Genomic DNA, 14,183 nt, shown 5'->3' on the forward strand with positions numbered 1-14,183 from the left:
GGATAATCTTTTTCAGATTCAATCAATAATTGAACCGCTCTTTCTCTGATTTCAGGGGTATATTTTAATTTTGTCATCGGGATAGTCTCTCAGAATATTGACTCTCCGACAAACCCGGTACGATTCATAACCTAAAAGTGATGGTGCTCCTACTAAAACGCCTGAACAGACCCGCATTAATCATTGGACACTTATTTTAAATAGGTGATTTAGAGCGCCACTTTATTCCACAAAATAATGCGCAGCAAAATGCGCATCATTGCCGATCACATCAAATACATCTTCACGCAGTGACATCCCCGCACATTCATCCCCGACCATCCAAAGTCCCAAGGTGGGCAGCATGCCTTCATGCAACGGAGTTTTTACCCAGCGCTGCATGACATAACCATATTTGTCGTAGTCATCGAAGTAAAAACTACCTGAGGCTGCGCCGCAATCGACATTGTTTTGTAGGATATGAATATTTGCGCCTTCGCGCGCTAAGATGGGCTTACGCACCCATTTCCCTGCGTAGTGGGCGTGCGCATCATAAGCATGGGTTTCTAACAACAATGGATGATTTGGAAAGCGTTTCCATAGCTCGATCAATAGGGCTTTATTGGAGAGCAGCATTTTCCAACACGGTTCAATCCATTCGGTTTCAGGTTTGAGAAATTGTGAAAAACTTTCTTCCCAAATCCATTCCCACGGATATAGCTTAAATAAATGCTGAATCTCTTGCTGATGCAAATCGACAAAGGCTGTGCCATTCCAACCGATGTTTTCCATCGACAGTTCGCTGACATTTAAGCCTGCCTGAAAAGCAGTATCCATGAGGTATTCTAAATTGCCCCAATCTTCACGTCCTGCTTCTTGGCAGGCTACGAAATGGACACGGCTTCGCGCAGGATAGAGCTGTTTCCAGCGCTCAATGAGCTTTTCATGAATGCTGTTGAACTGATCACGGTTTGCAATATTTTCGACCTGTTCAATCCAATGCCACTGTGCAACTGAGGCTTCGAGTAAACCCGTTGGCGTATCGGCATTGTATTCCAGCATTTTGATGGCTTGACCATCATAGGCAAAATCGAAACGGCCATAGAGCATCGGTGCTTGGTTTTTCCATGAATGCTCAATCAGAGGAATCGCTGCTGGGGGGAGTTGAAAATATTCGGGATAATGACCGCGTTGAATCATATCCCCTGCCACTTCAAGACACATTTGGTGTAATTCGTTCGAGGCATCTTCAAGCTGTTCAATTTGCTTGAGGCTAAACTCATAAGCTACCCCTTCTGACCAATACATTGAACCATCCCGCGACGGCAAGTTGTAGTAGTCAAAACCGATCTCTTGATGCGCCTGTTGCCAGTTTGCACGCTCAGGGAATAGAACTCGTTTCATGTATTAACCTCCGAACGAGCCTCCGCCACGGCCGAAGCCTCCACGAATGGGTTGGGATTTGGCATGGCTAAAAACGTGAGTCGAGATTCTAGGTGTGCCCGTCGAATGACGTCCGCGAGCTTTCAAGATTTGGCCCATGTAACGGACTTTACGGTTATTTTTATAATATTGTGGGCCGATATAAACCCCAGTAGAGCCACTATAGCTCGATTCGCTATTTTCGTTAGCAGGTTCGCACAGTTCAAAATGCCAGTCTTGGTAGCAGTTGTATTGGTTATTGTAAACATCCTGTTGTAGGGTTTTAGAACCGCTACATGCCGTGAGTAAAACTGGCACTACAACAAGAGTTAATTTTTTGGTACGCATGGATGAGCAACCTTCAGGTTCTTTTATTTTTACAGGTAAAACCAAGGGTTTTAAGCCCGCTTATCATAGGGAGCTGTTTGCATAAAGTACAGTGCATTTGCACCGAAAATCATAGGATTAAGTCTTGTGCATACTAAAATTTGGTCATAAAAAAAGCCTTCCCAGAGGAAGGCTTTTTTTAAACATTAGAGGGTGGTTTGATGATGTTTCTTACTGTATCGAATCGACAAGATTGCAGTGATGGTAAGCACCAACACAATAAAGCCCAGTGAAATCCAAATTGGCATGTGGAACACATCCAGCATGAGCATCTTAAAGCCGATGAATACCAAGATAATACCTAAACCATACGGGAGATAATGCATCTTGGTTGCTGCACCAGACAACAAGAAGAACATCGCACGTAGACCCAAAATTGCCATTAAGTTTGCAGTCAACACAATAAACGGATCAGAAGTCACCGCGAAAATTGCAGGAATGGAGTCCACCGCGAAAATCACATCCGACGCTTCAACTAGAATCAACACCAAGAACAGCGGCGTTGCCCACAACATCCCGTTTTGACGGACAAAGAACTTGTTGCCATGCAGTTGCGGGGTAATCCGCATATGTTTACGTAGCCATTTTAAGATCGCCATATCTTCGATATTGGTTTCTTCTTCGTTTTGCCCTTTGAAGAATTTGAAACCCGTATACACCAAGAACGCACCAAAGATATACAGAATCCATGAGAACTCTTGCACGAACCATGCGCCAATAAAAATAAAGATGGTACGTAGAATAATCGCGCCCAATACACCATACAGCAGTAATTGGCGTTGTAGTGCAGGTGGGATGGCAAAAGCAGCAAAGATCATCAGCCAGACAAAGACGTTGTCAACGGCTAAAGATTTTTCAAGTAAATAACCTGCAAAATACTCCATGACCTTTGTATTGGCCACAGTAACACCTGCAGTTTGTTGTAAATACAGCCAGAGACCTGCACCAAAGAGTGATGCGACGGAAACCCACGCAATACTCCATAACGCGGCGGTTTTGATTTTAACTTCTTGACCTTCTTTTTGTTTAAAGCCTAAAAAGTCGATTAGTAGCATCACGGTAACAATGCCGAAAAAAGCAATGTATAGCCATAAATTGCCGATAGATTCCATGAAATCCTCCACATCCAGCAATCGGCCACAAAAAAACCTTGACCTGCTGCCAGATGAAATAAAATATCTGTGACAACATGATCAAGGTCTTGCCTACATTTTAGCGTATGTATTTTGTGCGCTAAAATGCTCAGATACCGACTTTTTGCAAAGTGTAATGACGATAATCTGACACGTGAAAGTGATGCATGGCATTTATTTTTCACGTTTGGAGGAGGCTACTCCCCTTGTTCAACATAAATTTGGTTTTGGATTTGATCCAAAAGTGAGCTAAGCATCGCATATTTTTATGGTTTGAGCAAATATTAAAGAAAATTGTAGATGAAATATAAATGAGACAAAATTTTGCTTCAATTTGTGGCAAGCTAAAAAAAAACAGTAAACCAAAGAGGAATAATAATGAAAATTCAACATCAAGAAACAGGTAGTAAAGGCGAAGTTTTTGTTGAGCAAGAAAACGAGCGTGTGGCGGAAATGACTTATAGTTGGGCTGGGGACGATAAATTTATTATTGATCACACTTGGGTCAGTGAGTTGCTCCGTGGGCAACATGTGGGGCGTCAGTTATTGGATGTTTTGGTTAACTTTGCCCGTGATAAGGGCGTGAAAATTTTACCCTTGTGTCCCTTTTCCAAATCGGTATTCGACAAAGATCCATCTATTCATGATGTTTTATTCCGCTAAGATAGAGAACGATAAATCAATCCATTCAATGAGTGTGCTATGCAATTTCAACATGTAGATCGTGATCAAAAAGGTGAGTTTTTTTTAAATAATGCAGACGGTCAGCGCATTGCTGAAATTAGCTATATTTGGCGGGATGACGCAACCATTGATGCCAACCATACTTGGGTCGATGATTCACTACGGGGTCAAGGTGTGGCGCGTTTGCTGTTGGATACTCTGGTTGATTTTTCACGTGAGAAAAACTTGAAGATTATCCCGACCTGCTCTTATGTCGATGTGATGTTTCGCCGTGAGAAATGTTTTGAAGATGTCGCGGCTTAATTGTTCACAACATTCATCGCGGTTCTAAGCGTTAAACTAAAATGAGATCGATATAGCTGCCATTGCAGTTCTAATTTGGACTTTACAATGCTGAACATGATGGAATTAAAGTATATGAAGACGCTTTTATCTATGGGCCTATTCTGTTCAGTTGCCCCTTTATTGCATGCTGAAGATTGTGTAAAATTTGAGGAAAAGGCAGAACAAAAAGAAGTTCAGATTATTCCACTTTGGGGCATGAAAGTGACTGCTCCAACCAGAGTGTATTTTCATTCAGCACCGAGCAATGCTTGTAAAATCAAAGATCTGTTTATGATTAAAAATGACCATATCACTGCTTATAGCACCTATGATGATGGCCAAGAACAGTGGGTTTCGATCATGTATTTCAGCAAACGCTTGGGAGACACGGTTCAAGGTTGGGCAAAACTAAAAGACTTTGAATATACGGGTACGATGTCTGGTTTTTAATTGGATAAGTTTGTAAAAAAAACCGCCATATGCGGTTTTTTTCATCTAAGTGGGAACAAATTATTCTGCGTTTAAGGCACTGATCAATTTTTGGTGTAAACCACCAAAGCCACCATTGGACATGATCACGACAGCATCACCCTCGCCTGCTTCACTGACGATGGTATGGATAATGTCATTCAACGTGCGTGCAACCACGGCCTTGTTGGGTGCAGCCGCAATGACAGGTTGCAAGTCCCAGTCCAAACCTTCTGGTTGATACCAAATCACTTCATCCGCCAAACGTGCAGAGTGTGCGAGCCCATCTTTATGGCTTCCCATGCGCATCGTGTTTGAACGTGGTTCAATAATCGCCCACAACTTACGCTCGCCTAAACGCTTACGTGCACCTTCCAGCGTCGTATCTATTGCGGTTGGGTGATGGGCAAAGTCATCATACACTTCAACGCCACGCACCGTGCCTAAAAGCTCCATACGGCGCTTCACGCCGCCAAAGTTAGACAGTGCTTCGCACGCTGTTTCAATGCTCACGCCGACATGTTCAGCCGCAGCGATAGTTGCCAAAGCATTGGCCACGCTGTGCTGTCCTGTCATGCTCCATTGCACGGTGCCTTTCACCACGCCGTGTTGGAGTACTTTAAAGTGTGAACCATCAGCACTTAGTTGTTCCGCATACAATTCAGACTTGTCGTGGGCCTCTAAAGAGGTACGAACCACAGGTGTCCAACAGCCCTGCTCTAAAACTTCATCAATATTGCTTTCAGTAATCGGAGCAATGATACGACCCTCACTTGGAATGGTACGAACCAAGTGGTGGAATTGTTTTTGAATCGCTGCTAGATCATCAAAAATGTCGGCATGGTCAAATTCGAGGTTATTTAAAATGGCTGTTTTGGGATGGTAATGCACGAACTTCGAACGTTTGTCGAAAAAGGCAGAATCATATTCATCGGCTTCAACACAGAAGTATTTACCACCACCTAAACGCGCACTTTCAGAGAAACCTAAAGGTACACCGCCAATCAGGAAACCTGGCTCTAAACCCGCCTGATCCAACACCCAAGCCAACATGGTGGTGGTGGTGGTTTTACCATGGGTTCCTGCTACGCCAAGTACGTGTTTGCCTTGGAGCACATGATCGGCCAAAAATTGTGGGCCTGAAATATAGGGCAAGCCTTCATTGAGCATGTATTCAACGGCATCAATCCCGCGTTTCATCGCATTGCCGACGATGACCAAATCAGGATGCGGTTGTAAATGACTGCGGTCATAACCTTGCATTAAGGTAATGCCTGCATTTTCGAGTTGGGTCGACATGGGAGGATAAACGTTTAGATCCGAACCCGTCACTGTGTGGCCAAGATCACGTGCTAAAAGCGCTAAAGACCCCATAAAGGTGCCACAAATACCCAAAATATGCAGATGCATTCCGCCTCACTCCACTGCTTTTATAGACACATCACGTATTGTTGGTGCTGTTGTCGTGATTAATTCGATGTGAAAGCAACCATAGCAAGGCGCTTAGCGAAAAGATAGTGATTCTTGTATCTAATCGTTTAATTATTCTGCGGCTTGAACAACGCTTTTATTTTGTAAAAAAGTTGGCTGAAAAGTGCAATATTTGCTGAATTTTCTAGCAAAAAACGTAGAATAAAATGCTCCTAAATTTGGCGATCTTGCTTCATGTCCCTGCCCTTTATTTTATTGATTATTGCCAACTGTTTTATGACACTTGCATGGTATGGACACTTAAAATTTTTGCCGGGTGTACCGCTTTGGCAAGCCATTTTATTTAGCTGGTTCATAGCGTTGGTGGAATATAGTTTTATGATTCCTGCGACCCGTATGCTGTCACAGCAAGGCTGGTCTATGGGTGAAATGAAAATCACCCAAGAAGTAGTGACGCTCTTGGTTTTTGTACCGTTTATGCTTTTCTTATTTAAACAGCCTTTTAAGCTCGATTATTTATGGGCAGGACTGTGTTTATTTGGTTGTGTGTATTTTGTCTTTCGCAGCCAATAAATCAAAAAGTGAGGCTACAGTCCTCTTTTTATTTAAGTTTTATGCCACTCGAAAAAAAAACAAGAAAAATCTGCATTTAGTTGTACGGTTAAATTTTGGAGAGCTGAAAAATCAGTCTATAATACGGGGCTCTTATTAAAGCTTGGCGCTAGTCGAGATTTATCTCTCTTAACTATCTCTGGAAACATTGCAATGAATGCGGCCGCTTCACAAGACACTCCTCTCGTTGGAATTATCATGGGTTCTCAATCAGATTGGGCCACTCTCGAACACACTGCCAATATGCTTAAGCAACTTGGTGTCCCATTTGAAGCGGAAGTTGTGTCTGCGCACCGTACGCCAGATCGTCTTTTTGAATATGCAGAGCAAGCACGTGACCGTGGTATCCAAGTGATTATTGCAGGTGCAGGCGGTGCGGCGCATTTACCAGGAATGTGTGCGGCGAAAACTGATTTGCCTGTACTTGGTGTGCCTGTGAAGTCTTCGATTTTAAACGGTGTCGATTCACTGTTATCCATTGTGCAAATGCCAGCAGGTATTGCAGTGGGTACTTTGGCAATTGGTCCAGCAGGCGCAACCAATGCCGCGATTATGGCAGCACAAATTTTAGGTCTGACACGTCCTGAAATTGCAAAAAATGTAGCCGATTTCCGTGCTGCACAAACTGACAAAGTCGCAAGCAACAATATTCCAGGCCAAGCTTAATACGGGGCATTCCTCATGAATAAAACCATCGGTATTTTTGGTGGTGGGCAGCTGGGTCGCATGATGGCGCAAGCGGCTTTGCCACTGAATATTCAATGTACGTTCTTTGATGTGAGTACAGACTGCCCTTCAGCGGCTTTAGGAACAGTGATTTCAAGCAAAACTGAAAATGGTTTACAAGACTTTATTGCCAGTGCAGATGTCTTCAGCCTTGAGTTTGAAAATACGCCTTTGTCTGATGTTGATGTTTTGACTAAGCAAAAAGATATGCATCCGCCGCGTCAGGCTTTAGCTATTGCACAGCATCGCTTGTCTGAAAAAGCGTTATTTGATGAGCTTGAGATTCCTGTTGCGCCTTATAAAGCGGTAGATTCCCTAGAAAGTTTAAGTGCTGCGGTTGCTGAGCTGGGTTTACCGATTGTGCTGAAGACAGCCACAGGTGGCTATGATGGCAAAGGTCAGTTTGTATTGCGCTCTGAACAACAAATTGAACAAGCATGGGCTGAATTAGGCCCTGCTGGAAGTTTAATTGCAGAAAGCTTTGTGACCTTCTCACGTGAAGTTTCGATCATTGCGGTACGTGGTCAAAATGGCGATGTGAAAACGTGGCCATTGGCTGAAAATCATCATCATCATGGTATTTTGTCGCACTCGATTGTTCCTGCACCGAATAGTGCGGACTTACAACCCGTTGCACAAGACTACATCACTCGTCTATTGAATCATTTGAATTATGTTGGCGTATTGACTTTAGAACTGTTTGTCACAGACAAAGGTTTATATGCCAATGAAATGGCGCCACGTGTGCATAACTCAGGACACTGGTCGATTGAAGGCGCAGTATGCTCTCAGTTTGAAAACCATATTCGTGCAGTGGCAGGCTTACCCTTGGGTTCAACTGAAGTGGTTCGCCCTACGGTCATGATCAATATTATTGGTCAGTATCCACAGTCTGAACAAGTCTTGGCCTTAGAAGGTGTACATCTACACCTTTATAATAAGGAAGAACGTGAAGGCCGTAAGATTGGTCACCTGACTTTAATGCCGAATGATACCGCTCAACTCACGATGCTATGTCGTCAGTTAGCGAAAATTTTACCGAACCCATTGGCACTGAGCGAAGATATGACCATCTAAAGCTTCAGTTGTTGTTAAAAAAAGCGATCACAAGAGTGGTCGCTTTTTTATTTAGATTCATTCAGGCATGATTGCGCCTCTTTGAAAAAAGTGACCGTTAATCGGATCAAAATTAAAATAAATTGCGTGTTTTTTATCCGTTTAGATAAAATTAGCGCATAGAAAAATAACCTGAAAGCAAAATAAAGCGAGTTTTGTACAGAGATGCACGTTTTAAAACAGAGCCCACAATTGAATGTGACACTGCTGTTTACCTAAAAAAAGGCGAAACAGCAGGAATCTCAGTCAACTTGGGTGTGTGGATATCTTTTTAAGTCTATTTTGAATTTAAAAAATAGAAGTAAAATTTTGAATTCAAAAGTGAGTTTTAAATTTAAATTGAGCGTTTAAATTTAAAATGAATTTAAATGTTTTGATGTGGTTTGAATTTAAATTCAAAACAATAAATTTAAAGACCGCTGAATGAATTTGAGAGTTTGAATTTAAAAATATTGAGCTTGGGTTTTGAAGGTTGATTTTCTATATGTTGTTGATTGTTAGTGTTAAATAAAATTTGGGGATAAATGAATTTAAAACAAGATGATTGAATTTAAAGTGCTTGCTGAGTCAGAGATTGTTTTTGAATTCAAAAGTTGAGGTTTGTGGTGCTGTGGATAAGTGGTTTTAAATTTAAAAGATGGTTTTGAATTTAAACCAGAATGAATATTCATTTACGTTTTGATTCAGAAAAGTGAAATCGAAAGTGTTAAGGTAAAAAGCATAATTTAGAGATAAAGAATGATTAGGGATTTTATGCACCGTTTTGCTTTTCTTTTAGGTTCATTTTTTTTAGCGGCGACTCAGGCGAATGCTGAGCTCATTATTAATGGTCAAAAAGTTACAGGCAGTTCAAATGTCGCAACTTCCGATTATAGTCCTCAGAATTCATTTCAAAGCTGTATTGCCAATTTAAAAAGCCAAGCGATGGCGAATGGTGTGTCTGCGTCCACTTATGATCGCTACACGCAAAATTTAGCGCCTGATTATTCTGTGATTGAAAAATTAAATTACCAACCTGAATTTTCCACGCCGATTTGGGATTATTTGTCAGGATTGGTGGATGATGAGCGTGTTGCTGTGGGTCAGCAAAAATTGGCGAAGCATCGTGAAGTGTTGAATCGTGTTGCGGCAGTGTATGGTGTGCCTGCGGAGACCGTGGTTGCCGTGTGGGGCGTGGAAAGTAATTTTGGCGATATTTCAGGTAAATATCCATTATTACAAGCGCTAGGCACATTGAGTTGTGAAGGGCGCCGTCAAAGCTATTTCCGTGGAGAGTTTTTTGCCGCGATGCGCATTTTACGGCGTGGCGATTTAACTGAATCACAACTGAAAGGCTCGTGGGCAGGTGCGTTTGGCCATACCCAGTTTATGCCATCGACGTATGAAGAGTTAGCCGTTGATTTTGATGGCGATGGACGCCGTGATTTGGTGTCGAGTACCACAGATGCTTTGGCATCAACAGCCAATTTCCTCAAAAAACGCGGTTGGCAAACTGGGCAACCTTGGGGATTTGAAGTGAAAAATCCGCAAGCGATCTCTCTGAGTGGTGAAAGTCGTCGCAATAAGAAGTCCTTATCTTACTGGATGCAAAATGGTGTGGTACGCGCAGATGGCTCAGCGTTAATTCAAGGTAATTTATCCTCTAGCTCGCAAGCGGGGCTGATGGCACCCGCTGGTGAAAATGGTCCACTGTTTTTAGTGTTTAAAAACTTTGATGCAATCTATAGTTATAACGCAGCAGAAAGTTATGCATTAGCGATTGCGCATTTGTCAGACCGCTTACAAGGGCAAGGCGGGTTTAGTACAACTTGGCCAACCGATGATGCAGGCACCTCACGTTCTGAACGTCGTGAAATTCAGCACTTTTTACTGAATCGTGGCTATGATATTGGCGCGGTGGATGGTTTGATTGGTGATAAAACTCGTCAAGCGATTCGACAGGAGCAAATCCGTTTAGGTTTAAGTCCTACTGGACGAGCGGGACAGCAAATATTAAAAGCCTTTCGGCAGGAAAATGCCAAGTTGATGATGCGTTAACATTAACAGCAAAAAAATGTTGAGATAGATAAAAAGCCAGTCGGTTATTCACCAGACTGGCTTTTTTGATTTGCTCGGCTTGCGACTAAAAGGTCAGAAGCGCTTTGATGTTTAAACCGCGGTAATCGTCCCGAGAATACGGTCGCCCCGTGCACCTGTCACTGTCGGCAAATTGCCACTGAGTTGTTGGATAAAGCGCATGGCCAACCAAGCAAAGGCAGTCGCTTCCACCCAAGTTGGGGCTAAGCCAATCGCGGAGGTGGTTTGTACAGACCAATTGTGCTTACGTAAGCGCCAACGTAATTGTTCTAAAAGGTGTGAATTATAGGCACCACCACCACAGACGTAGACTTCACCGGTATCCATATCGGAGCGATAGATGGCTTTTTTAATGGCGCGCGTGGTGAGCTTCATTAAGGTGGCCTGAACATTTTCAGGACTATCTTCAAGCTCGTCATATTCAAGGTCATTGCGCCAGTCTGCAATTTGTTCATCTAGCCATTCGAGGTTGAAGTCTTCACGGCCGGTACTTTTCGGTGGTTCTTTGGAAAAATACTCATGTGATTGTAGGCGATCGAGTAGGCTACGAATCGGATGGCCATAAGCTGCCCAATTGCCATTTTCATCATAGGGCTGTCCAGTAAAGCGTTCACACCAAGCGTCCATTAAAATGTTGGCTGGGCCTGTATCAAAACCGTAGACCTGATCAGGTTGGCCTGCGGGCAACATGCTGACATTGGCGATGCCGCCTAGGTTTAAGATGACGCGATGAATACTTTCATGTTGAAACATATCTTGGTGAAAAGCAGGAACCAGCGGGGCACCTTGGCCACCTGCGGCCATATCACGACGTCGAAAATCTGAAATCACAGGAATTTGGGTGATTTCGGTGATGATGTTTGGGTCACCAATTTGCAGGGTAAAGCCATGCTCTGGGCGGTGGCGAATGGTTTGTCCATGTGAGCCAATCGCTTTGATTTGACTACGATCTAAATGACTTTGCTCAATCAGTTGATTGATGCCTTCGCCAATCATCTTTGCTAAAGCCACATCTGCCTTGCCCATACGGTCGATTTCGTTGTCACCGGGCAAGGTGAGTGCCATCAGTTCATCGCGTAAATCTGGGTCGAAAGAAAGAGTGAGGGTGGCGTGAAGCTGCAATGGATCAAAAGAAGCAGCAACAATATCAACACCATCCATGCTGGTGCCGGTCATTACCCCAATATAGATCGCTGTCATGATTATTCTAAAGCCTGCAATGTGCTGAAAAAGTGTTAGTATATCGCACAAATTGAATAACTGATGTGTTTGGGTTTTGTGATGTCAAATTTCCTGCCGGCTGAAGAACAACTTGCTCTCATTCAACGAGGCACGCATGAAATTATTTCTGAAGAAGATCTTCTGAAGAAATTAAAAGAAAATCGTCCTTTAAAAATTAAAGCGGGCTTTGACCCGACTGCGCCTGACTTGCACTTGGGGCATACGGTTTTAATTAATAAATTGAAAACTTTCCAAGACTTGGGTCATGACGTGACCTTCTTGATTGGGGACTACACCGCGATGATCGGTGACCCGACTGGAAAAAGTGCAACACGCCCACCATTGTCGCGTGAGCAAGTGCTTGAAAATGCAAAAACGTATCAAGAACAGGTGTTTAAAATTCTTGATCCAAATAAAACCAAAGTGCGTTTTAACTCTGAATGGTTTGCCGAAAAAACGGCTGCTGACTTGATTCAATTGGCCTCACAGCAAACGGTTGCACGTATGCTTGAGCGTGATGACTTCACCAAGCGTTATAACAACCATCAACCGATTGCAATTCATGAGTTTTTGTATCCATTGGTTCAAGGCTATGACTCGATTGCCCTTGAGGCGGATGTTGAATTAGGCGGTACAGACCAAACCTTTAACTTATTGATGGGGCGTACACTTCAAGGTCGTTATGATCAAGAAGCACAAGTCTGCATTACTGTACCAATCCTTGAAGGTTTAGACGGTGTGAACAAAATGTCTAAGTCTTTGGGTAACTATATTGGCGTATTTGATGCACCAGGCGCGATGTATCAAAAAGTCCTTTCGATGCCAGATGCATTAATTGAACGCTATTTCGATTTACTCAGCTTTAAATCCGTTGAAGACATTAAAGTCCTGCTAAACGAAATTGCTGAAGGGCGTAATCCACAAGAAGTGAAAAAGATTCTTGCGCTTGAGTTGGTAGAGCGTTTCCATGGTGCAGAAGCGGCAGAAAATGCACATAAAGGTGCAGGCAATCTGATTACTGAGGGTGAGTTACCCGAAGGAACACCTGAAGTGACAATTTCACGTGCAGAATTTGGTGGCGAGTTGTTTATTGCAACAATTCTTCGCGTAGCGGGCTTAAACCCAAATGCTGCAGCGGCAAAAGATGCCGTGGGTCGTGGTGCGGTCAAAGTCGATTGGAACGTGGTCGATATGAGTTTCTCTGTTAAAGAAAATGTCACTTTAATTATCCAGTCGGGTAAAAAAGCCATTGCGAAAGTCACTTTTACAGACTAAGTCAGTGCATATATATGCTTTAAGTTATTGATATAAAAGCAGGCTTCGGCCTGCTTTTTATTTTTTAATCTTTATAAAAAAATCAAATAAGTAAATTCAAAAAAAACCTTATAAAAACAATGCTTAATTTTTTCCAAAAATATTGCAATTTAAAATGAGTGTGTATAAGATTTCAACGTCTAGTTGATGTTTTTAACATCGCTAGAAGGGTCAATAAGAATAACTCTCCACAGTTTTCAAGTCTCTTCCCTAAGGGGCTTTTTAAGATAACTACAATAATGACATCTATGGATCAGATAACGATCTAACTCCGAGGAAGAGGTTTTGGGAGAGATCTCTTCCTTTTTTATTGGCAAAAATTTAGTTTTTAAAATCAGTTTCTCGCAGACAAATAACGAGTTGTCATAAAAGTTAGGTGCAACAGACTTTTCAATAAAGATGGTCATTACCTTACAGTATATAGCACAGCGTTTTCTACTTATATCCAGATGCTCTGTATCATTAAGCTTTATCGTGGCTGTTATTTCAGCTCTGTCTTGAATTATTTTGATTGAGATGTGCATAGAAGAGGGTTTTTCTATTTATGCGAATGAAATAAAAACAGACTAAACAACTAAGCACTCCATTCTTGTTAAATAATTAGGTGCCTTTGTAGCGATGTGGCAGTTTTTCAGCTTAGGCATGTATCAAATATAAAAGAACTACGTCTTTAGAAAGATGATTTATCAAAAATACAGGGATGAACGGAATACAGAGTGATTTTAAGTCTGAAAACAACGTTGCTAGAAGATTGGTAAGACTCTGCTGAAAGAAAAAATAAATGCTAAGGCTTAAATTTCAAGCTTAAAAGACTTTTAAAGATTGGAAATGAAATGCTCATGTTGAAAGAAATAAGAGAAAAAATGATAAATATGATCAAAAAATAGATGAAAAATACGATTTTTCTTAAGTTTTGTAGAAAAAACCAACGCCCGTTTCAAATAAGTGAATTTGGGGGTTGCAAAGCTTTAGAAATCCTCTAGAATGCACCCCATACCGACGAGATAGACGGAAACGAACGAAGCACGAAGTGCTGAGTTGTTAAGTATATTGAGTCCAGTTTCTAGCACTGACGAGGTGTTAGAAAGATCATTAAGAGATTATGAAGAACAACTTGTGTGGATTTTTACTGATTGATCGATCGAAAATATTTCATTGATTGAATGGTAAAAATTACTCGAAGTTTATTTGAGAAATATTTGTCAGAAAATTGATGAGCCAAGATTTGTAGCCATAAGCTACTAATGATTTTTAACTGAAGAGTTTGATCATGGCTCAGATTGAACGCTG

Annotated in this window: 13 protein-coding genes; 8 read left to right on the forward strand and 5 right to left on the reverse strand. The window is 42.0% G+C overall.

Features of this window, described 5'->3' with window-relative positions; translation table 11 throughout:
- Positions 1–222 precede the first annotated feature (222 nt).
- From MF4640_RS16440 to MF4640_RS16450, 3 genes are all read right to left on the reverse strand, one after another.
- On the reverse strand, positions 223–1,383 hold the full coding sequence (locus MF4640_RS16440) for a glutathionylspermidine synthase family protein (RefSeq protein WP_078390284.1): 1,161 nt from the start codon (positions 1,381–1,383) through the stop codon (positions 223–225).
- Positions 1,384–1,386: 3 nt separating this feature from the next.
- Entirely contained in the window at positions 1,387–1,749 is a 363-nt protein-coding gene (locus MF4640_RS16445) for a hypothetical protein (RefSeq protein ID WP_058952476.1), read from the reverse strand.
- A gap of 185 nt (positions 1,750–1,934) precedes the next feature.
- A complete protein-coding gene (locus tag MF4640_RS16450; protein WP_078390285.1) occupies positions 1,935–2,900 on the reverse strand; it encodes a TerC family protein in 966 nt (321 codons plus the stop codon).
- Positions 2,901–3,299: 399 nt separating this feature from the next.
- On the opposite strand from MF4640_RS16450, the gene MF4640_RS16455 reads away from it, so the two are divergent.
- From MF4640_RS16455 to MF4640_RS16465, 3 genes are all read left to right on the forward strand, one after another.
- The gene (locus MF4640_RS16455; RefSeq protein WP_058870644.1) at positions 3,300–3,584 is read left to right on the forward strand and encodes a GNAT family N-acetyltransferase; all 285 of its coding nucleotides are present in this window, start codon (positions 3,300–3,302) and stop codon (positions 3,582–3,584) included.
- Positions 3,585–3,623: 39 nt separating this feature from the next.
- Positions 3,624–3,908, forward strand: coding sequence for a GNAT family N-acetyltransferase (locus MF4640_RS16460; RefSeq protein WP_078390286.1), 285 nt, complete (start codon positions 3,624–3,626; stop codon positions 3,906–3,908).
- Positions 3,909–3,995: 87 nt separating this feature from the next.
- On the forward strand, positions 3,996–4,379 hold the full coding sequence (locus MF4640_RS16465; RefSeq protein WP_078390287.1) for a hypothetical protein: 384 nt from the start codon (positions 3,996–3,998) through the stop codon (positions 4,377–4,379).
- Between the two features lie 60 nt (positions 4,380–4,439).
- Here MF4640_RS16465 and mpl read toward each other — a convergent pair whose 3' ends face one another.
- The gene (mpl, locus tag MF4640_RS16470) at positions 4,440–5,807 is read right to left on the reverse strand and encodes a UDP-N-acetylmuramate:L-alanyl-gamma-D-glutamyl-meso-diaminopimelate ligase (protein ID WP_078390288.1); all 1,368 of its coding nucleotides are present in this window, start codon (positions 5,805–5,807) and stop codon (positions 4,440–4,442) included.
- A gap of 255 nt (positions 5,808–6,062) precedes the next feature.
- Here mpl and MF4640_RS16475 point away from each other — a divergent pair, with 255 nt between their 5' ends.
- The 4 genes from MF4640_RS16475 to MF4640_RS16490 all read left to right on the forward strand — a co-directional run bounded on the left by MF4640_RS16475 (position 6,063) and on the right by MF4640_RS16490 (position 10,319).
- Positions 6,063–6,401, forward strand: a complete 339-nt coding sequence (locus MF4640_RS16475; RefSeq protein WP_004977754.1) for a DMT family protein — start codon at positions 6,063–6,065, stop codon at positions 6,399–6,401.
- 192 nt (positions 6,402–6,593) lie between these two features.
- On the forward strand, positions 6,594–7,106 hold the full coding sequence (gene purE, locus MF4640_RS16480) for a 5-(carboxyamino)imidazole ribonucleotide mutase (RefSeq protein WP_004697498.1): 513 nt from the start codon (positions 6,594–6,596) through the stop codon (positions 7,104–7,106).
- A 15-nt stretch (positions 7,107–7,121) separates the two neighbouring features.
- Entirely contained in the window at positions 7,122–8,243 is a 1,122-nt protein-coding gene (locus tag MF4640_RS16485; protein ID WP_005401789.1) for a 5-(carboxyamino)imidazole ribonucleotide synthase, read from the forward strand.
- Positions 8,244–9,035: 792 nt separating this feature from the next.
- The gene (locus tag MF4640_RS16490) at positions 9,036–10,319 is read left to right on the forward strand and encodes a lytic murein transglycosylase (protein WP_078390289.1); all 1,284 of its coding nucleotides are present in this window, start codon (positions 9,036–9,038) and stop codon (positions 10,317–10,319) included.
- Positions 10,320–10,430: 111 nt separating this feature from the next.
- On the opposite strand, the gene MF4640_RS16495 is transcribed toward MF4640_RS16490, so the two are convergent.
- Positions 10,431–11,558 (reverse strand): anhydro-N-acetylmuramic acid kinase, encoded by a 1,128-nt coding sequence (locus tag MF4640_RS16495; protein WP_058870637.1) that lies wholly within the window; start codon positions 11,556–11,558, stop codon positions 10,431–10,433.
- A gap of 63 nt (positions 11,559–11,621) precedes the next feature.
- On the opposite strand from MF4640_RS16495, the gene tyrS reads away from it, so the two are divergent.
- Complete coding sequence (tyrS, locus tag MF4640_RS16500) at positions 11,622–12,854, forward strand: tyrosine--tRNA ligase (protein WP_101495492.1); 1,233 nt, start codon at positions 11,622–11,624, stop codon at positions 12,852–12,854.
- Positions 12,855–14,183: the final 1,329 nt, after the last annotated feature.

It is taken from the genome of Acinetobacter sp. MF4640 (assembly GCF_002018895.1).
Taxonomy (GTDB): domain Bacteria; phylum Pseudomonadota; class Gammaproteobacteria; order Pseudomonadales; family Moraxellaceae; genus Acinetobacter; species Acinetobacter johnsonii.